We start from the raw sequence: 19,121 nt of genomic DNA on the forward strand, positions 1-19,121 counted from the left end.
GACTAACAAGAAACTGGATTCCATCGCCCAAGGTATCCACCCTCAATGAAAGTCACCCATTCTCATGGGTGAGACTGACGTATCAGGCGCTATACAGTCTATTGCGGATTCTCCCTCAATGAAAGTCACCCATTCTCATGGGTGAGACTGACGTATCAGGCGCTATACAGTCTATTGCGGATTCTCCCTCAATGAAAGTCACCCATTCTCATGGGTGAGACGAAGGAAAAGATAATGCAGCAGACTGCTCAACCGAGTCCCTCAATGAAAGTCACCCATTCTCATGGGTGAGACCTGCTGCGCTAATTTAATGAGCTGTTTTTCGGATGGCTCCCCTCAATGAAAGTCACCCATTCTCATGGGTGAGACATACGTGTCAGCTAACTCTGCTGCCTCCGTCACCGCTCCCTCAATGAAAGTCACCCATTCTCATGGGTGAGACCGCGAATTGCGTCCCGTAAGCCTTTCTGACCCTCAATCCCTCAATGAAAGTCACCCATTCTCATGGGTGAGACGCGCGGGCATCATTCGCGCGGGCAAAAAAGTTGTTCCCCCTCAATGAAAGTCACCCATTCTCATGGGTGAGACCTGCCCATTTAGCCGCTAAGACCTGTGTTTTGTGCTGCCCTCAATGAAAGTCACCCATTCTCATGGGTGAGACCTTTTTCCCACAGCACGGTCATTGCTTCTAGGCTCCCTCAATGAAAGTCACCCATTCTCATGGGTGAGACAGCACCTAAAAAATATCCAGTAAATTCCTGGTCTCTCAGGCGCTTTCGCGAGCGTAGGGACAAGCGCTCATATTATTCAGTCTATCGGAGGCAATCGTTCAGACACAAAACGACTCTGACAAGGTGTTTCATTCACGCGAGCGAAACCCAGGATTTTCGGTAAGTACTAGGTGCTCGCGTTCCTCGAAACAATCCAAAGTAAAATACCCCGCACATCCGGCAGAAATAGCGGACAAGCGGGGCATTTATCTTTCTTAACCTAGCGAGTAAGCTTGCGGTGCACCACGCGGTGCGGCTTCGCAGCTTCCGGTCCCAGACGTTCGATCTTGTTCTTCTCGTAAGACTCGAAGTTACCCTCGAACCAGTACCACTGATCCGGATTTTCTTCGGTGCCTTCCCATGCGAGGATGTGGGTTGCCACGCGGTCGAGGAACCAACGGTCGTGGGAGACGACGACGGCGCATCCGGGGAATTCCAGCAGAGCGTTCTCAAGCGACGCCAGGGTTTCCACATCAAGGTCGTTGGTGGGCTCGTCCAGCAGCAGCAGGTTTCCGCCCTGTTTGAGGGTCAACGCCAGATTCAGGCGGTTACGCTCACCACCAGAGAGTACACCCGCTTTCTTCTGCTGGTCAGGTCCCTTGAACCCGAACGCCGAAACATAGGCGCGCGAAGGCATCTCAACATTGCCAACCTGAATATAGTCCAGACCGTCCGAGACAACCTCCCAGAGGCTCTTTTCGGGATCAATGTTGGAGCGGTTCTGGTCAACATAGGAAATCTTCACGGTTTCGCCGACCTTGAGCGATCCGCCGTCAAGCTCTTCCAAACCGACGATGGTCTTGAACAGGGTCGATTTACCCACACCGTTCGGGCCAATCACACCCACAATGCCGTTCCGCGGCAGCGAGAACGACAGACCGTTAATGAGCGAGCGCCCGTCAAAACCCTTCTGCAGGTTCTCGGCCTCAATCACCAGGTTGCCCAGGCGCGGTCCCGGCGGAATCTGAATCTCTTCAAAATCGAGTTTGCGGGTCTTCTCAGCCTCGGCCGCCATCTCTTCATAACGTGCCAAACGTGCTTTCGACTTCGCCTGACGGCCCTTCGAGTTTGAGCGCACCCACTCTAGTTCTTCGTTCAGGCGTTTAGCGAGTTTCGCGTCCTTCTTGCCCTGAACTTCAAGGCGGGCACGCTTCTTCTCAAGGTAGGTGGAGTAGTTGCCTTCATAAGGGTAGAGGTTGCCACGGTCAACCTCGGCGATCCATTCGGCAACGTGGTCTAGGAAGTAGCGGTCGTGAGTAATCGCGATGACCGCGCCTTCGTAGGACTGCAGATGCTGCTCAAGCCACAGCACCGACTCAGCATCTAGGTGGTTGGTGGGCTCGTCGAGCAGAAGCAGGTCTGGTTTCTGCAGCAAGAGCTTGCACAGTGCCACGCGGCGGCGCTCACCGCCGGAGAGGTGGGTGACGGGGGCGTCGGCGGGTGGGCAGCGCAGCGCCTCCATAGCTTGTTCCAGCTGGGAGTCTAGATCCCAGGCGTTTGCGGCATCGATAGCTTCCTGCAGCTTACCCATTTCTTCCATGAGGGCATCAAAATCGGCGTCAGGTTCAGCCATGAGCGCGGAAATTTCGTTGAAACGGTCCAGCTTCGCCTTGATCTCGCCCACGCCTTCTTCGACGTTGCCGAGCACGGTTTTCTCTTCGTTCAGCGGCGGTTCCTGAAGCAGAATACCTACGCTGTATTCGGGCGAGAGGCGTGCCTCGCCGTTCGAGGGCTGATCCAAGCCAGCCATGATTTTCAGGATGGTCGACTTACCGGCGCCGTTGGGACCAACCATACCAATCTTGGCGCCCGGGAAGAACGACATGGAAACGTCGTTAAGAATGACCTTATCGCCCACGGTTTTGCGGGCTTTGGTCATCGTGTAAATAAATTCAGCCATAGTGTTCTATTCTACCGTGATTCTTTGGATGCGCACGCGGTTTTCGCCGCAGATTTTACGGGTATATTCCTTCTGGGTTTTCGACGTTCTACAGATGTAAACCGCCCCGGCGGTTTGGTTTTGGTTTTCCCAAACTTTGAATCCTTTCACTACGGTGTAACAGCCGTTAGACTCGAAGGTATGGGTACACCGAATTCTCATGAGATAACCGCCGAAGACCTCTATAAAGTTGTCGATCAGATTGCGCTTACTATGCCGTTGGCCACCTCCGATCAGCCTTTCGGACCACGTAATACGGTGTACCGCATTAGCGGCAAAATTTTTGCGATGTACACGGACGGTATCGGCTACCCGATCGTGAATCTGAAGACCGACCCCGAAGAATCCGAGGTTCTGCAGCGCATGTACCCAAGCATTATTCCAGGGTGGCATATGAATAAACGGCATTGGATTTCGGTCGGCGCAGGCAAGGGTGTTACACGCCAGCTTCTTGAAGAGCTCATCGAAGATGCCTACCTGCGTATTATGTACGCCCTGCCCAAGGCAAAACGCCCCATCGAATTCCGCGAGCGCCCGGTTCCCGAAAAACATTAGATACTGCAGGCTCACATGTATATTCCTGCCAGCGATCCCGTTCTTTTTCTGAAGCTTTCTGCTGATTACAACTATGCATACATGGCGCATGGACGTACCGGCGGGGTGGTCTTGCGCGCCTATGATAGGTTTCAGAAGGCGCATGCTCTCGGTATTCCTGCGGTTCCGTGGGGCTTTTCATGCCCTGAGAAAACGGTTCGGCACATTCGCCAGGAAATTCTGCGTGCCCGTAAGCTAGGCGGTGAGCTGGAAATTTTGATGATCTATCGTGAGCCTGATCTGCCGGTTATTCCGGCGCCCGAATCGCACGGTTTTGAGAAGCGTGATGATGTTCCTCAGCTGATGCCTTCCAAGTTGCGTGATAGTTGGTTGGATGCCGGTTTTTCGGCGGAACGTCACGGTAGTTTAGAAGATCGGATGCTTGCTCTCGCTCAGGTAGAGGAATTTACTGACCCTGAACCTCTAGATCTTGCCCGCTACGAGCATACGAGTACTCACCGCCCGTTATCATTGTCGATGCGCGGCTCGCTCTCCCGTGCTCTGGGCAGTAGGTATAAGCCTGCGGAAGATCCGGGTGCTCCGAGTAAGATTTATTGGATCCAGGGGCACGCCGTTGTTTACGATATTCTCGACTTTGAACGTTTTAACCCCTAACTGTAAGGGGTTTCAACGAATGCAACGGTGCTGCGTGTTAGAGCTCTTCCGGTTTAGTCTGCTTGGCGAGATTTGGGGAAATGCACACCGCGCTCGGCAAGAAAACGCCGGTCTTTCTTATCCCAATTTTCTTCAGGATACGCCTCAAAAAGATCGGGGCGGCGACTCATGGTACGTTCAATCTGCTGCTCGCGCCGCCACCTGGCAATAGCACCGTGATTGCCCGACAGCAGGATAGGCGGAACCTCGTAGTCGCGCCACTGCGCCGGTTTTGTATACACCGGGTACTCCAAAAGCCCGCCGGTGTGCGACTCTTCTGCAAGAGATTCTGGGTTTCCCAATGCCCCAGGAATTAGTCGAGTAATAGCCTCGATCATCGCCATGACCGCTACCTCTCCGCCATAGAGCACATAGTCCCCCATCGAGACGAGAAGCACGCGGAAGCGGGTTTGTGCCCAGTCGAGCACACGCTCGTCAATACCTTCATAGCGCGCGGGAGCAAACGCAATATGCTGTTCTTCAGCGAGTTCATAAGCCATTTGCTGGTTAAAAACCGCGCCTGCTGGGGAAGGAACAATCAGGAGAGGACGATTATCCTGCGCAGGCACGAGTTTCTGAGGACTCGAATTTTCCTCTGCTCTTTCTCGCTGTTCTTCCGGCTCATCGCGATTATTTTCGTGGTGCTCTTCCCCTGCCTGCAGCGGTGAATTCGTGAGCACTTCATCAAGCGCAAGCCCCCAAGGTTCCGGTTTCATGACCATGCCGGCACCACCGCCATAGGGGGTATCATCAACCGTGTGGTGGCGGTCGAAGGTATAGTCACGCAGATTATGCACGCGCAGATCGACCAAACCGTTTTCGCGGGCTTTCCCTACCAGCGAGAGGTCTAACGGAGTCAAGTACTCGGGAAAAATAGTGATAACGTCGTAGCGCACAGGCTACTCCCCCGTATTTTCTGAGTTCGATGCGGCAGATTCTGCTTCAGCCACGTTGATAAGACCGGGTGGCGGGGTCAGAAGCACGAAGCCGGGTTCGTCCTCAGCGGTGGTCACAACTTCTGGAACGATTTCTTCGACGAAGGGAATCATAATCTCGTCACCGCCGTGCTCGGCAGCAAGTTTAACGAGCAGTATATCCTGCGCGGGCATGGTCTGCAGACCGGTAACCTTCCCCAGAGGCTTCCCCGCTTTAGGATTATTGACGGGGTTCTCCCCCTCAGGAACCTTCATCAGAAGATATACGGGCAGGTTCACGAGTTCCTGTTCGTAGAAGCCTTCATCATCTTCGTCCTCGGGAACTTCAAACATCAGGCGGCTGCCCCGCAGCTCTTCCGCTTGGTTGCGGGTAGTGACTTCCTCAAAACGCACCACCAGAATCTTTTTATTCCAACGATGCCCCGCTACTTTAAGCCTGCCCGTTGGTGCAACAGTAGCCACAGGGCTTTTCGGGGTGAAGTTTTCCAAGTCGAGAACTTCTCCGGGGGCAAAGCGCTCCTCGGGGATATCTGTGAAGAGTTGAACCGTAACTTCACCGCGAATACCGTGCGGTTTGCCGATGCGCGCAACCAAAACCTGCATGTTGTAAACCTCTGGGAAAACTGGGGCTTGTAGACACCTAATATTCTACCGGCAGGTCCGAAAAAGCGCAGACTCTCACAAGCTTTGGAGGTACCTGTCTGCTGTGCAATTACCTGATGAAAATTCTCACGGTTAAAGCAGAACGTTCCAACACCTTTTCGGTGGTGGAACGCTCTTGATGCTATATCAGCTAACGTTTTCTGTCGGTGTCGATAATATCGATCCGAACCTGATCGCCCTCAGAAATCGCATCCATCACGGTGCGAATGCTCTTAGCGGTTCGGCCCGAACGACCAATCACTCGACCCAAATCATCGGGATGTACCCGAACCTCCAGCGTCTCGCGATGGCGCTGCTGGCGCAAACGCACTTTCACATCGTCCGGATGCTCGACAATCCCTCGAACCAAGTGTTCGAGTGCATCAGCCAACATAATTACTCAGCTGCTTCCTCGGCAGCCTCTGCTTCAGCTTCAGCAGGAGCCTCCTCGGTTGCTTCCTCAGCCTTATCGGCCTTGGGGGTGATAGCCTCAGGAAGAATAACGGAACCCTTCTGGGGGACAACGAACTCAGCCTTAGGCTCAACGGGCTTGATGCTGTTCTCAGCCTTCTCGCCCTTGAAAGTTGCCCAGTCACCTGAGAGCTTCAGCAGAGCCAAGACCTGTTCGGTCGGCTGTGCGCCAACAGACAGCCAGTACTGAGCACGCTCAGAGTTAATCTCGATACGCGAGGGCTGCTCGGTCGGGTGGTAGATACCGATCTCTTCGATAGTCTTACCATCACGCTTCACGCGAGAATCCGCAATCACAATACGGTAGCGAGGATCGCGGATCTTACCCATACGCTTGAGACGAATTTTAACAGCCACTGTAGTGGTTACTCCTGTTTCAATACTTGGTGCGAAACCGCGCTTCAGCGCCCGTGGGGCGGGCCGTTCACGAAGTCTCTATGGACACAACAAAGCGCGAAGAGAGGGGTCACGCAATGTCGGGTACTCAGATAGGGTAACAAATAGGGCGATTTAAATCTAGCGGATCCTCGCGTTTTCGGGCATATGTCGCTGTTATAGCGTTAATCGTCGGAGCTTATCTCAAGAACTTCGCCGGTTTCGAGGGCTTTCAAGGCTTCTTGCAGCCGCCTCACCATCGCCGGGCGCGCATAATCGCCCAAGTTTTCACCGACCACCCACTCATAGGTCACCAGTTCATCATTCTGCAAAGTAATGGGGGTGTCACGCGGAATAACGCCCGCATCGTACATGTAATATGTGGAATCACCCCAGACACCTAATGCGAGTCCATGGAAAATAGCCACCAAACGACCCGGAGTCAGGGTAAGCCCCAGCTCCTCCTGAACCTCACGGAAACATCCTGTTTTCGGTGCCTCGCCGGATTCGACGGTTCCGCCCGGAAGAATCCAGCCGTCCTTGTAGTTCGGCTTCACCACAAGTAGTTCGCCTTCTTCATTGCGAATAAGCGCTCCGGCGGCAAGTCGACGTGTTGGAAGTGTTGCAATAAAAGCTACCAGTTCCTCATGGCTTAAATATGTATCTTTCATAGATTCCGCTTTCGTCTGTACTTAAGCATGGTTCTTGCAAGCGTTGAAGGTTTTAAGAGAAGAACTTACGGACGGTACGACGTACCCTCTCCCCCAGCTCTGTGGCGGACGAAGTATCTGACGTGGAACTCGCGGCCTGCGAGCAGGCTTTGCGGGACTTACGCGGAGCTTCCACGTAGATGCCGTCACGCAGGTCATCAACCAAGGTTCGCCGGTGCAGCCCCTCCGACGATGCGCCCTGCGGGTTATCGCCCCGGCGCACGAGCTCCGCGTTTACGGGAGCGTCTGAAGCTTCTTTACTGCGATGCTCATCAAGTTTCTCGCCAGCAAGCCGAGCGAGACGAGGCGCTAAGAGAATCTCACTCGTGCCGCCAGCTGCGAGAACAGTGCTCAGAGCTGTCAAAATTGGGGCGCTCTTACCCTGCGCTTTTTTGCGGCGCGCAACAGTCCAAAACACGGTTGCCAGCCCCAACTGCGCGGTACCGTCCACCCGAAAAACACGGGTAAGCAAACGATTTTTGGGATCTTTTCCAGCAGAAGTCTCACCAGGCGATTCCGAGTGTGCGGGCTGAACTGTATGCGTTGAAGAGTTCGTCTCAACGACCGCTTTGCCTGATGCACCGCTAGGACTATACGCATCCACACGCGGACTTGAGGAAGGCTTTTTCACCAAAGACTCTTTCTGCTGATTATCACGTTGTTTGGTGGTACCCACATGAGTATATTCGTAAGGAATCTCGCCGCTTTGAGACGCAGCAAGCCACTCCGCAAGAGTCACACGGCGGTTTGTAGCTACCAGACGATAGCTACGTTTTAAAGCCTCTATATCGGGAAGTTTATCGGACTGGTAATGCGCAGACAGTGAGTTATCGTCACTCTGTGCCGGATCCATGTCTGCTTGAGACGAACTTTCGTCATGAGGTGCCGCCAGCAATTCAGCAGGGTCTTCGCCAAATACACGAGCGGTTCCAATAGCACCGATCTCAAGCCCTTCCGTCGGTACCGCTGCCAGCTCAACGGGAACGTGCAATAGCTGAAGCACCGATTCGAGAGCAAGAGTGTTCTTCGTATCTCGCAGATAGCTTTCAAGGCGCCTTCCCGCAGAAGTTCCAGAAGGAACGCCGAAAAGCAGGGAAAGCTCAACAATAGAGCGAGTAAGCTCGTCTTGGTCCAGACCAAAAGGCTCGGGCGGCAAACCTGGCAGACTCGTCAGAATATCTTCTAAAGATCCCTCATAAGAATCGCAATGTTCACGAGTCATAGTTCGTGTGAGGGTCTTCGGAACAGACTGCCAGAAGAACTCCAGAATGGTCGAGTCCTTCTCCTCCGGCTCGCCCAACATCCAGGCAGGTGCGTTCTCGTTCTGCTCTAGCTCTTGAGGGGCCTCCATAAAGATGAGATGCTGTTGATGCGCATTCCCCTCCGCAATCAAGGCATGACACTTTGCTTCGGCGATAACAGCCAAAATGTCATGCGGATCGCCGCTAATAATCGTCCATGTTCCTGCCGGGGCTGCGACAATCTGGCGTTCCGGCTGGGTGAGGAGCATGCTGGTGAGTGCATCCAGGTTAATATCTAGAAGCGCCGCAGCATCGCCATCAACTAAAAATTCGATCTGGTAAACATCATGCGGTACCGGTACCCACATCCCTGGTTCTTCTTCAAGAGCAATACCGGTTACTGGCATTCGTTCAAGAAGCCACTCAACGTATTCTTCCAAGGGTTCACCCTTGCGAATCTGTCCGTGTGCCACATGCAAAACGTTCAGGTAACCTGCGGGATTAAGCGAACACAAAACATATATCTGAACTTCACGCTCGCCCATCTCATAGGCGATAAGTTCGGGTCGTTCCCGAGTCAGCTCTATAAGAGCCTGAATCACATCATGATCGCTGGCGGCGCGCGCCAACATGCGGCGACGGTGCAGGTTCTCATCCTCAACGTCAGAAAAAGTCACATCAAAGATTTCTTCGGGAGAACCCGCATGGTCATGCTGAGGAGCCGAATAATGTTCGCCGTTTTCCTCGGAGCTATCCGGATCTTGGGGAGCCGGAGTATCCTGCCACATCTGGTTAAGTTCTTCGACCGTCAGATCATCATGGGCTAGTGAGGCGGCAACATCATCTACTTCACGCGGATCAATACGGTGTTCTTTATCCTCATGAAGTTGTTTCGCCCGCCGGATCAGGTCAATAATAGCGCTCGCAACATCCGCAGTTTCAGGATCAGCATCATCACTAGAGTCACTGGAATAGACCACTTTAGAACCGGCGATGTCGGGGGTGTTTTCACCATACTCTAAAGACAGGCGAACCCATAAATAGTCCGGGATGGGGCCATTTTGACTGGCAGATGCCTCCGGCTTGGTGTAAGTCCAAGGGTTGGCAGTTTCATGGCGCTCACGACCGTTCTGTTCAGCGCCGCCCTGCGCTGATTCTCGGTGATGTTGCTCGTTGTTCTGCATTCTTCCCCTTAATAGCGTTCTGCCGTTTGCCTCATCTGCCCCGCTACTAACACCGTAAAGCCTTCTGCTAATTTGTAGGCGCAGTTCGCTTTTAGGGCATCGCCGGTGAGAAACGGCGTTACGAATCATCGGATGCACACTGTAGAGATCTGCATTCCACGCCTATCAATCGGATCCGTTTTCTCATGCAGGTTTTCAGCCTGCAGCACGTGACCTGATGGTGTGTGTCATAGGCGCGGTATTATCGAATCCTCTATACCAGAGTAACGCGTATGTCTTCATGATGTGTGAATACGGAGTGAGTCGTCTTCATACACCGGTAAATTCTTGTCAAACAACGTTCACGATGTTTGACGGCTCTTTCATAAAGCCGCCAGAACACCGCGAACACCATTTCACAGTCTCTCTACTGTAGGAACTTCTCAAAGCCCTTCGGCAGATTCATCTTCGAAAGATCAAGATCTTCTTGCTGCTGCGCCTGCTGCCCGAAAGCCGCGCCCTGGCGTGCCTTCTGAGCGGCAAGTGCCTCTGCCTCTTGTTGCTTACGCTTCATGGGGTTGCCTGAGCGACCCGCCTTCTTCTTGTTATTATTTTTCTTATTCTTTTTACGGTTACTTCCGCCAGCCGCGGCCATACCGGGCATCTGCATGCCGCCGGGCATACCAGACATCTTGCCGGTGGCAAGCTTCTTCATCATCTTCTGTGCCTGAGCAAAACGCTCCATGAGCTGATTCACCTCAGAAACAGTCACGCCCGAACCTTTCGCGATACGCGCACGGCGTGAGCCGTTAATGATCTTCGGTGCCACACGTTCATGCGGGGTCATCGAACGTACAATAGCTTCAACGCGGTCAATTTCGCGTTCATCAAAAGACTCTAGCTGCTGGCGCATCTGGGCGGCACCGGGCATCATCATGAGAAGTTTCTTCATGGAACCCAGCTTGCGAATCTGCTGCATCTGCGCCAAGAAATCATCAAAGGTGAAGTCTTCCTGATCGATGAATTTCTTGGCCATGCGGTCGGCTTCTGCCTTATCCCACGTGGCCTCTGCCTGCTCGATCAGGGTGAGCACATCGCCCATATCCAGAATGCGGCTGGCCATACGGTCGGGGTGGAATTGCTCGAAATCATCCACGTTCTCACCCGTGGATGCGAACATAATCGGTTTGCCGGTAACCGAAGCAACGGAAAGAGCCGCACCACCACGGGCGTCACCATCAAGTTTAGAGAGCACTACGCCGGTAAAGTCCACACCCTCGTTGAAGGCATTTGCGGTATTCACGGCGTCCTGACCAATCATCGCGTCGATTACGAACAGGACTTCTTGAGGCTCAATAGCATCGCGGATATTACGCGCCTGCTGCATGAGTTCAGCATCCACACCCAAACGGCCTGCAGTATCAACGATCACCACGTCATGGAGCTTCGCACGCGCTTCAGCAACGCCATCTCGTGCAACCTGCACAGGATCGCCAGTAGGGGTATCAAATTCACTGGTCACGCCCGGGTGGGGCGCGAAAACGGGTACGCCCGCGCGCTCGCCCACAACCTTCAGCTGGGTTACCGCGTTTGGGCGCTGCAAGTCAGATGCCACCAGGATGGGGGTATGCCCCTGCCCCTTGAGCCACTTCGCGAGTTTACCCGCCAGCGTAGTTTTACCAGCCCCCTGCAGACCAGCCAGCATAATAATGGTGGGACCGGTCTTCGCCATGTTAATGCGGCGAGTCTGCCCACCCAAAATGGTAATAAGCTCTTCGTTTACAATCTTGACGATCTGCTGTGAAGGGTTGAGTGCCTCTGAGACCTCAGCACCGAGGGCGCGCTCCTTAATATGTGCAGCGAATTCACGGACAACAGGCACGGCGACATCCGCATCCAGCAGGGCGCGGCGAATTTCGCGGACGGTTGCGTCAATGTCTGCCTCAGAGAGGCGGCCCTTGCCACGCAGGTTTTTAAAGGTTGCCGTCAAACGGTCAGAGAGAGAATTGAACACGAGCCGTGATCACTTTCTTATCGTCGAGGAAACGGACTGCACCCAGCTTGAACCCAAGATGGTCGCCCATTTTTAAGATGCTTACTCAATCTTCAAGGATACAGGATGTGCCAAGATCTACTGTCGATGACACCCTCCAATGAGCGTTTGGCGAAACTGTATACAATACGCAGTTAGATAATAAAGGTATGGATTTTCGAACGACAGCTGCAGAATATCAGTACGGTGTGCGAGCTTCGGCACTGATCATACACGCCGGTAAGCTCTTGACCTACAGTCACGACGGCAAATATTTTGTGCCCGGCGGCGCTGTACAAGTTGGTGAGCACAGCGCGGATGCGGTGCGTCGCGAAGTACGCGAAGAACTAGGCATCGGCTGCACGGTTCGGAAGCTTGCGTTCGTAGGAGAGCACCTTTTCACAGTGCACGATATACCAAACCACCGCATTGAATTTCACTACCTCGTGGAGATTGATTCTGAAGCGGTTCCGATAACCACCTGCGAAGAGGAGCATCGCTACCCCTGTGCCTGGCTGCCGCTCGATTCCCTGGCGGATTATCCGCTCAAACCAGAGTTTCTTACACATGAGCTGCCGCAGTGGAACGGAAAACTCAAGCACCTGGCAACCCATGAATAGGGTGTTCTGGCAAGCGAATACACAAATCGGGAGCGTTTTCTTCATCTGGTAACAATTTAAGATGAAGAAAACGCTCCCGGAAATATCGCCTCATTGATATGCTCCGCTAAAATGCACGACGCACAAGAGCAGGGTTCAGCCGCTAATCGAGAAGCGCATCCACGAAGCCTTCGGGGTCGAAGGGGGCCAGATCGTCCGGGCCTTCGCCGAGTCCCACGAGCTTGACGGGAACACCCAATTCTTCCTGAATAGCCACCACGATGCCGCCCTTTGCGGTGCCGTCGAGCTTGGTGAGCACAATACCGGTCACGTCCACGATTTCGCCGAAAACCTTCGCCTGCACCATACCGTTTTGCCCGGTGGTTGCGTCAATCACCAGAAGCACCTCGGTCACGGGGGCTTCCTTCTCAATCACGCGCTTGATCTTGCCGAGCTGATCCATCAACCCAGCCTTATTCTGTAGGCGACCCGCGGTATCGACCAGCACCGTGCCGATACCCTCAGCCTTAGCGGTCTTCACCGCGTCGAAAGCAACAGAGGCAGGATCAGCACCTTCCTTTTCGCTGCGCACGGTCTTCACGCCCACGCGGTCACCCCAAGTCGTCAGCTGTTCGGAAGCCGCAGCACGGAAGGTATCAGCCGCGCCCAGCAGAAGCGAATTTCCGTCCGCAACCATCACACGGGCGATCTTACCGACCGTCGTGGTCTTCCCTACGCCGTTCACGCCGACCACAAGCACCACGCCGGGATTACCGTCGGTGCCCTCGGTCTTTAACTCACGATCCATTGTGGGACCGATAATCTCAAGAAGCTCTTCATGAAGCATCTTCTTCACGGCGGCAGGGTTATCGGTTCCCTCCACACGCACCCGCTTCTGAAGCGCCTCCACCAAACGGGTTGTCGGCTCAGCACCCAAATCAGCCATGAGCAGAGTCTCTTCGACCTCATCCCAGACATCCTGATCGATGCGATCTCGTGAGAGCAGAGCCAAAAGCCCCTTGCCCAGCATGTTGTTCGACCGCGCCAAACGGGCACGCAGCCGCACCAGACGCCCCGCCGAAGGATCAGGAATATCGTAACGGGAGGCTGGTTGCTCGGTCTCTTCCGATGTGTCTTCCGCCTGCGTATCATCAGCATCACGTGTGCTCGGATACCCGCCGCGCGGCGCTTTAGCACCGCGTGTAAAGGCGAAAATGACGCCAGCAATCACTAATACACCCAGCACAACTGCCAGGATTATCCACATTGATTCATTCACACTACTAGCTTACCGGCTGGTATGAAGATGAAAAGGGGACTGCGCAGGAAAAACAATTCCATAGCGTGCGCTTCCGCATAAAATAATTCTTCACTCAGGCGTTTCGCGGTAGGCGAGGAACATACAAAATTCTCCTGCCTGACGATTCTTATGAAGAGTAGACTAGTGAGAGCGAGCGGTATCAGGCAAGATTCTGATGCGCTCCCCCTAACCAACACGCACGGCAGCTTCGCTGCCAGGGTGGTTCTACCGCCAAATACTCAGAAAGAGTTATGACCCCGCACGAACACAACGCACAGTCCCAAGGCTCCTCCCCCGCAGAAACTCAGCAGGATACCGGGAAGAAAGAACCTTCCAATACCGGCAGCACGCAGCAATGCACACCGGACTACATGAGTGCAGCAACCGGTGCGATCCCTATCGTCAGCCCCGGAGCGGATGCCATCGCATCCGCAACTATTGAGGATGAGAGCGGCAGGCGCATCCAGCTCACGAAGGCTGACGAAGCTGAAGGTGCACCGCCTGAAACCCCCGCAAAAACTCGTATTCCTACCGGGTTGAAGGTACTCATTGCCGCATCTTTTATGATCGCGCTCGGGTACGGACTCGTAGCACCTGTACTCCCTAGTTTTGCGCGTAGCTTTAACGTGGGAGTAGCGGCAACAACGATTGTGGTCTCGGCATTGGCAGCCATGCGGTTAGTCTTCGCACCGGGTGCGGGCAAGCTCATCTCACGGTTTGGTGAGCGCCCTATCTACACCTGCGGCATGGTTATTGTGGCGGTTTCGTCCTTCGTAAATGCCGCTGCCTGGGATTACTGGGTGCTGCTGGCTTCGCGCGCATTCGCAGGTATTGGTTCGGTCATGTTCACGGTTTCTGCGATGGGTCTTCTGGTGCGTTTAGCACCTTCGCATATGCGCGGGCGGGTTTCGGGATACTACGCTACCGCATTCCTGCTCGGGAACATTATGGGGCCGGTCGTCGGCGGTGCGCTCAGCGGCTTGGGGATGCGCCTGCCATTTGCCCTCTACGGCTGCTCTCTGCTGGTAGCTGGGGCTATCGTCTGGTTCATGATGCCTCCTGCTGATCAGATCGATGCCGAACGTGAGGCATATAGTCTTCCCACCCAGCATGATACTGGCTCCAAAGCTTCCCCCGATACTAACGATGCTCCTGCAACCGATGTACCGGCTTCGGGCAAGGAATCACCCCGGCAGAAACCCCCTATGCCAGCCACGATGACCGTTCGGCAAGCACTCAAATTTACGAACTATCGATCGGCGCTTTTCACGAACTTTACGATCGGCTGGGCTGTTTTAGGCATACAGTCTTCTCTGATTCCTCTGCTCGCGGCGTATTTGGCGACGGGCGGCGATGCGTCTAGGGCACCGGAGGGAACCGTCCTTGCCTCTACGGTGATGGCGGTTGGTTCGTTAGCAAATGCTCTTACCCAAACCGTTTCGGGGCGTCTATCAGACAACTTGGGGCGGCGCATCATGATTTTTATCGGTTTGCTTATCGCCGGAACCGCCATTTCGACTATTGGTATTTCTTCGGCGCCTTGGATGCTTGTGGCTCTCATCGTGGGTATGGGTGCTGGTGCCGCACTGATCACGCCCTCGCTGCAAGCCTCTGTTGCCGATGTGATCGGTAGCAAACGCGATGGAGCACCCGTGCTTGCAACTTTCCAAATGCATAGTGATTTCGGCATGATTCTGGGCCCGCTTCTCGCCGGTGCTGTTGCCGATACGTGGGGCTTCACACCTGCATTCATGCTCTGCGGAGGTTTACTCCTGGCAGCTTCACTCACCTGGCTACCGTTCCGTACTCCACACTGGCCCCGCGAACTGGCGGATGAGAACTATACCGGAAGGTAGGGGAACATTCACAAAATACTGTGGGCTAAGAACATCTTCGAGCATTCTTAGCCCACAGTATTTTATTTTGCGCCTAGAAAACGTTAGAGCAGCTCGCGCAGCTCATCCATATTTTGTGAGATTACAGTCGAAACACCGTTGCGCATCGAAACGCCATAAAGGGTTTGTGCAATCTGCATCGTACGTTTTTGGTGGGTTACCACGATGAGCTGCGAGCGCTCCCCTAGTTCTTGCAGTACTGTGAGGACTCGCCCTAGGTTGCGGTCGTCAAGGGCTGCTTCTACCTCATCAAGGGCATAAAACGGTGAGGGGCTTGCCATAAAGATGGCGATTAACAACGCCAGGGATGCGAGCGATCGTTCCCCTCCGGAAAGAAGCGAGAGACGTTTGACTTTTTTGCCAGCCGGACGGGCATAAATATCTACGCCTGAGTTAAGAATATCGTCAGGGTCGGAGAGTTCCAGGCGTCCCTCGCCTCCGGGGAAAAGTATGCCGAAGATACGTTCATAATGCTCGTTTACGGTGTTGAATGCCTGCGTGAAAACTTCGGCTATGTGGGTGGTGACTTCGTCCATGACGGTCATGACATCGCCGCGAGATTTTTTGAGGTCAGCGATTTGTTCTCGCAGGTAGGTGTGTCGTTCGCTAAGCGCTTCGTATTCTTCGAGGGCGAGGGGGTTGATTTTGCCGAGCTTTTCGAGTTCGCGTTCGGTGGCAGCAAGCCGTGTTTGAATGGTCTCGGTGGGTACATAATCTTCGGCGTTTTCGTCTGGGTTGGGGTGTGTCTGCAGAATTTCGTCGAGAGGCAGCTGGGTCAGAAGCCGTGAGCGTTCTGCCAGAGTTTCACGACGGATTTCGAGGCGTGCGAGTTCGGTTTCGGCGCGCGAGATGAGGGCGAGGGCTGCTTGATGGGCCGTCGCAAGGTCTTGTTCTTCGGTGTAGGTTTCGGCACGTTGTTCGGCGGTTTCGCCCATGCTGTGAGCGATTTCGTCAAGACGTTTTTTCCAGGTTTCTGCTTCAGCAGCTAGAGCATCAGCTAGCGCGTGAGCTTGACGCTGTTGTGAACGTGCTGCGGTAGCTAGGCGATGCGCTTGCTCGCACGCTGCCTGCGCTGCGGTGAGAGCCTGCTCGGCACGAGCATGGATCTCTCGGGCGCGTTCCGCCGAAACTTGTGCGGCGCGCATCTCGGCAGCCCGTTGTGCAACCGTGGCTTGGATGCGGGCATGATGCTGTTCTGCCTCATGCAGTGTTTTGCGTGCCTGCGCGAGAGAGCCTTCGAGATCGACGGGGTTATCCGGGGTACTGTCGGCTTCGGCCTCTGCACTCCCCATGATGCTATGCGTTATACGAGCTTCTTCATGGGCGGTCAGCTCGTCGCGTGTCTGTTGGTATGCGCTCTGAAGTTCCTGTGCTTCATCTGCGGCATGGTGCAGTTTTTCGGCAGCACGCGCGATCTCGGCATGCAGACTTTCGGATCGACTTAGGATGCGTGCATGCTCCGCCTCGGCGCGGGCGCGGGCGGCACGGGATTCGCCTAGAAGTTTGGCGGTGCCGCGTTCCGCATCGAGTGCATCGGTGAGAGCGCGTTCGGCAGTCGTAAGCTTTTTCTTGGCACGGTTGAGTTTTGCTAGAGCTTTTTCGGCGTCGTCACGGGAGGTCTGCGCGGCGGCGGCAAGTTCGAGGGCACTCTGTTCGTGTGCCGGGTGCAGAACACTGTAGGCGGTGTATTCGATTCCCTGCCTGTCGTAAACACGGTAAGCGCCGGCGGTAAGTGCTAAGGCAGCTGCGGGCGCATCCTGCACAAAGTAAACTCCGTGCAGGCGGGCGTAGAGTGCCGCGTTAAGAGCTGTGCGGGCAGATTTATCGAGTAAATTCTCTGCCGAGTCTGTGACAGGAGTAATGACTGTAAGCGCCGCTACGGCATCTGGCACATCTGAAAGATCCAGAGTTTTTTCCGCTAATTCTTCTGTCTTTCGAGATGTCTTCTTAGTCTTCGCTGTCTTCTTCCCAACATCAGAGATAAGACGAGAAATATGGGTGTCTTGCGGGGCGTTAATTGCCGCCAATGCAAAGGCAGCCAGTGCGGCAGAGGCGGCGCGCTCCCAGCCTTTCTCGATGGTAAGAACCTCAAAAACACGCACGAGCTGATCGAGATGTACTTCCGAGAGATTGTCGCCTATCTCTAGGCTTTGCCCAAGGGCTTCTCGCAGAGTTGCGGCGCGTTCATGGGCGCCAGCGTATGTTTGGGAGGCCTCTAATACCTGGGCACTGGCCTTTTCACGGGTTTCTTCGGCTTTAGTTCGTGCACTAGCGGCAGCGGTGAGATCCCGCTGGTGAGTTTCTTCTTCCGCTGCAGCTGTCTGCAGGGCAACCTCCGAGTGTGCCACGGTCTCGACCAAACGAGTAGATTCAGCATTCAAGTCTTCGTGTTCAGCACGGCGGGTCTCTTCCATGGCACAAGCGCGTTCATAGGTGGCGCGTGCCACGGCGGTAGCTTCAGCAAGTTCGGCACGGCGTTTTCTAGCGCGGTCACGCTCAGCCTCGTGTTGAGCACGGGTGTTTTCCAATGTGGCGAGAGCACTTGTAAGTTCCTGTACTCGACGTTCAGATTCCTGAGCCTCCGTCTGCGCTTTTTCGTGCTCAACAGCCGCGCTGTCACGATTTTTTTCATCCTCTGCAAGGCGTTGTGCACAGCGCTCAACTTCCTGCCGATAGTCTTCAAGAGCAGGAGCGTTTTCTTCCGCTTGGGCACGCTCAGCCGCTACCGCAATTACCGCGTTAACCCGTGCCACAAGCTCGCGGATGCGCGCAAGGTGAGCGTTCGCCTCCGTTTGCTCGCGGCGTGCTGCCTCAAGGTTCTCGTCGAGGGTTTTTCGCCGCGTCCGTATTTTTTCGCGGCTTTCATCGAGTTCATGCGCCTGCTCACTCGTATCGCTAAGTCGCCGGGTCTGTTCCTGTACTTGGGCGTTGAGCGCATGGGTTTCTCGGGTGATTAGTATGCCGTGCAGTTCGCGGATACGCGCCTGCAGTTCACGCGCGGTTGCTGCAGATTCTGCTTGATCCCCGAGCGGTTCCAACTGGTTGCTGAGCTCGGCAGCCAAGTCGTTCAGGCGGGTCAGATTAGCACTCATGGCCTCAAGTTTGCGGGCGGTTTTATCCTGGCGGCGGCGGTATTTTAGGATTCCGGCGGCCTCTTCCATAATTTCGCGGCGTTCGGCAGCAGAAGCGTGCAAAATTTTATCGAGCTGACCCTGCCCGATAAGCACATGCATTTCACGCCCCATTCCAGCTTCCGCGAGAATATCATGCACATCGGACAGACGAGCAGGCGACCCATTAATCTCATATTCGCTGCCACCGGCACGGAACATAGTACGTGAGATTTCGACAGTGTCGGCGGGTATCGACAGCGCACCATCTGTATTATCTAGGCGCAAAACAACTTGGGCACGCCCTAATTGGGATTTTCCGCCGTTTTCGGCTCCACTCGTACCAGAACCCGCAAAAATAACATCCTGCATGGAACCACCGCGCAGAGTTTTTGCCCCCTGCTCCCCCATAACCCAGGCGAGCGCATCCATAATATTGGATTTTCCCGAGCCGTTAGGTCCTACCACAGCGTTAATGCCGGGTGCGAATTCAAATGTGGTGGACGATGCGAAAGACTTGAAGCCGCGTAGGGTGAGCGAAGTCAGGTGCACGGATTGCCTTTCATCGGGTGGAAACCGCGCCGGGGTTTTAGCAGGCGCAGAGTAGTTCTATTGTACTCAGATGCATCATCAGCGTTCCGGGCATGAAACGAGCTTATCCAGATTTTAAGGACGCACAACGGACGTTGCC

At 54.5% G+C, this 19,121-nt stretch carries 14 protein-coding genes and 1 CRISPR repeat array (1 of these 15 cut by a window edge); of the genes, 4 read left to right on the top strand and 10 right to left on the bottom strand.

The features are described 5' to 3' along the window. Positions 1–731: a CRISPR direct-repeat array (repeat unit 36 nt; unit sequence CCCTCAATGAAAGTCACCCATTCTCATGGGTGAGAC); it begins 477 nt to the left of the window's first position. Positions 732–990: 259 nt separating this feature from the next. Further along, positions 991–2,670, bottom strand: a complete 1,680-nt coding sequence (ettA, locus tag HMPREF0733_RS10120) for an energy-dependent translational throttle protein EttA (protein WP_013399225.1) — start codon at positions 2,668–2,670, stop codon at positions 991–993. 180 nt (positions 2,671–2,850) lie between these two features. Here ettA and HMPREF0733_RS10125 point away from each other — a divergent pair, with 180 nt between their 5' ends. Both HMPREF0733_RS10125 and HMPREF0733_RS10130 read left to right on the top strand, forming a co-directional pair. Further along, on the top strand, positions 2,851–3,264 hold the full coding sequence (locus tag HMPREF0733_RS10125) for an MmcQ/YjbR family DNA-binding protein (RefSeq protein ID WP_041322143.1): 414 nt from the start codon (positions 2,851–2,853) through the stop codon (positions 3,262–3,264). 15 nt (positions 3,265–3,279) lie between these two features. After that, a complete protein-coding gene (locus tag HMPREF0733_RS10130) occupies positions 3,280–3,918 on the top strand; it encodes a hypothetical protein (RefSeq protein WP_041321806.1) in 639 nt (212 codons plus the stop codon). A gap of 53 nt (positions 3,919–3,971) precedes the next feature. On the opposite strand, the gene trmD is transcribed toward HMPREF0733_RS10130, so the two are convergent. The 7 genes from trmD to ffh form a co-directional block, all read right to left on the bottom strand. After that, a complete protein-coding gene (gene trmD / locus HMPREF0733_RS10135; RefSeq protein WP_013399228.1) occupies positions 3,972–4,853 on the bottom strand; it encodes a tRNA (guanosine(37)-N1)-methyltransferase TrmD in 882 nt (293 codons plus the stop codon). Between the two features lie 3 nt (positions 4,854–4,856). Beyond that, positions 4,857–5,495: a ribosome maturation factor RimM gene (gene rimM, locus HMPREF0733_RS10140; protein ID WP_013399229.1), complete on the bottom strand. Its 639-nt coding sequence runs from the start codon at positions 5,493–5,495 to the stop codon at positions 4,857–4,859. 190 nt (positions 5,496–5,685) lie between these two features. Then, positions 5,686–5,928, bottom strand: coding sequence for an RNA-binding protein (locus HMPREF0733_RS10145; protein WP_004004867.1), 243 nt, complete (start codon positions 5,926–5,928; stop codon positions 5,686–5,688). Between the two features lie 2 nt (positions 5,929–5,930). Then, positions 5,931–6,362 (bottom strand): 30S ribosomal protein S16, encoded by a 432-nt coding sequence (gene rpsP, locus HMPREF0733_RS10150; protein ID WP_013399230.1) that lies wholly within the window; start codon positions 6,360–6,362, stop codon positions 5,931–5,933. Between the two features lie 203 nt (positions 6,363–6,565). Continuing rightward, positions 6,566–7,051: an NUDIX domain-containing protein gene (locus tag HMPREF0733_RS10155; protein ID WP_013399231.1), complete on the bottom strand. Its 486-nt coding sequence runs from the start codon at positions 7,049–7,051 to the stop codon at positions 6,566–6,568. Between the two features lie 52 nt (positions 7,052–7,103). Continuing rightward, complete coding sequence (locus tag HMPREF0733_RS10160; RefSeq protein WP_013399232.1) at positions 7,104–9,515, bottom strand: hypothetical protein; 2,412 nt, start codon at positions 9,513–9,515, stop codon at positions 7,104–7,106. Between the two features lie 406 nt (positions 9,516–9,921). Further along, positions 9,922–11,508 (bottom strand): signal recognition particle protein, encoded by a 1,587-nt coding sequence (gene ffh / locus HMPREF0733_RS10165; protein ID WP_013399233.1) that lies wholly within the window; start codon positions 11,506–11,508, stop codon positions 9,922–9,924. A gap of 188 nt (positions 11,509–11,696) precedes the next feature. Here ffh and HMPREF0733_RS10170 point away from each other — a divergent pair, with 188 nt between their 5' ends. Then, positions 11,697–12,146, top strand: coding sequence for an NUDIX hydrolase (locus HMPREF0733_RS10170; RefSeq protein ID WP_013399234.1), 450 nt, complete (start codon positions 11,697–11,699; stop codon positions 12,144–12,146). 142 nt (positions 12,147–12,288) lie between these two features. On the opposite strand, the gene ftsY is transcribed toward HMPREF0733_RS10170, so the two are convergent. After that, a complete protein-coding gene (ftsY, locus tag HMPREF0733_RS10175) occupies positions 12,289–13,404 on the bottom strand; it encodes a signal recognition particle-docking protein FtsY (RefSeq protein ID WP_004004877.1) in 1,116 nt (371 codons plus the stop codon). A 392-nt stretch (positions 13,405–13,796) separates the two neighbouring features. On the opposite strand from ftsY, the gene HMPREF0733_RS10180 reads away from it, so the two are divergent. Then, a complete protein-coding gene (locus HMPREF0733_RS10180; protein WP_041322146.1) occupies positions 13,797–15,281 on the top strand; it encodes an MFS transporter in 1,485 nt (494 codons plus the stop codon). 83 nt (positions 15,282–15,364) lie between these two features. Here the strand turns inward: HMPREF0733_RS10180 and smc are convergent, their stop codons facing one another. Further along, complete coding sequence (gene smc, locus HMPREF0733_RS10185; RefSeq protein WP_013399237.1) at positions 15,365–18,982, bottom strand: chromosome segregation protein SMC; 3,618 nt, start codon at positions 18,980–18,982, stop codon at positions 15,365–15,367. Between the last annotated feature and the right edge of the window lie 139 nt (positions 18,983–19,121).

Source organism: Rothia dentocariosa ATCC 17931 (assembly GCF_000164695.2).
GTDB classification, from domain to species: domain Bacteria; phylum Actinomycetota; class Actinomycetes; order Actinomycetales; family Micrococcaceae; genus Rothia; species Rothia dentocariosa.

Excerpts from the sequence above, each read along its gene's own strand:
- ettA (WP_013399225.1), bottom strand. The coding sequence starts at position 2,670 with ATGGCTGAATTTATTTACACGATGACCAAAGCCCGCAAAACCGTGGGC.
- HMPREF0733_RS10125 (WP_041322143.1), top strand. The coding sequence starts at position 2,851 with ATGGGTACACCGAATTCTCATGAGATAACCGCCGAAGACCTCTATAAA.
- HMPREF0733_RS10130 (WP_041321806.1), top strand. The coding sequence starts at position 3,280 with ATGTATATTCCTGCCAGCGATCCCGTTCTTTTTCTGAAGCTTTCTGCT.
- rimM (WP_013399229.1), bottom strand. The coding sequence starts at position 5,495 with ATGCAGGTTTTGGTTGCGCGCATCGGCAAACCGCACGGTATTCGCGGT.
- HMPREF0733_RS10145 (WP_004004867.1), bottom strand. The coding sequence starts at position 5,928 with ATGTTGGCTGATGCACTCGAACACTTGGTTCGAGGGATTGTCGAGCAT.
- HMPREF0733_RS10155 (WP_013399231.1), bottom strand. The coding sequence starts at position 7,051 with ATGAAAGATACATATTTAAGCCATGAGGAACTGGTAGCTTTTATTGCA.
- HMPREF0733_RS10160 (WP_013399232.1), bottom strand. The coding sequence starts at position 9,515 with ATGCAGAACAACGAGCAACATCACCGAGAATCAGCGCAGGGCGGCGCT.
- HMPREF0733_RS10170 (WP_013399234.1), top strand. The coding sequence starts at position 11,697 with ATGGATTTTCGAACGACAGCTGCAGAATATCAGTACGGTGTGCGAGCT.
- HMPREF0733_RS10180 (WP_041322146.1), top strand. The coding sequence starts at position 13,797 with ATGAGTGCAGCAACCGGTGCGATCCCTATCGTCAGCCCCGGAGCGGAT.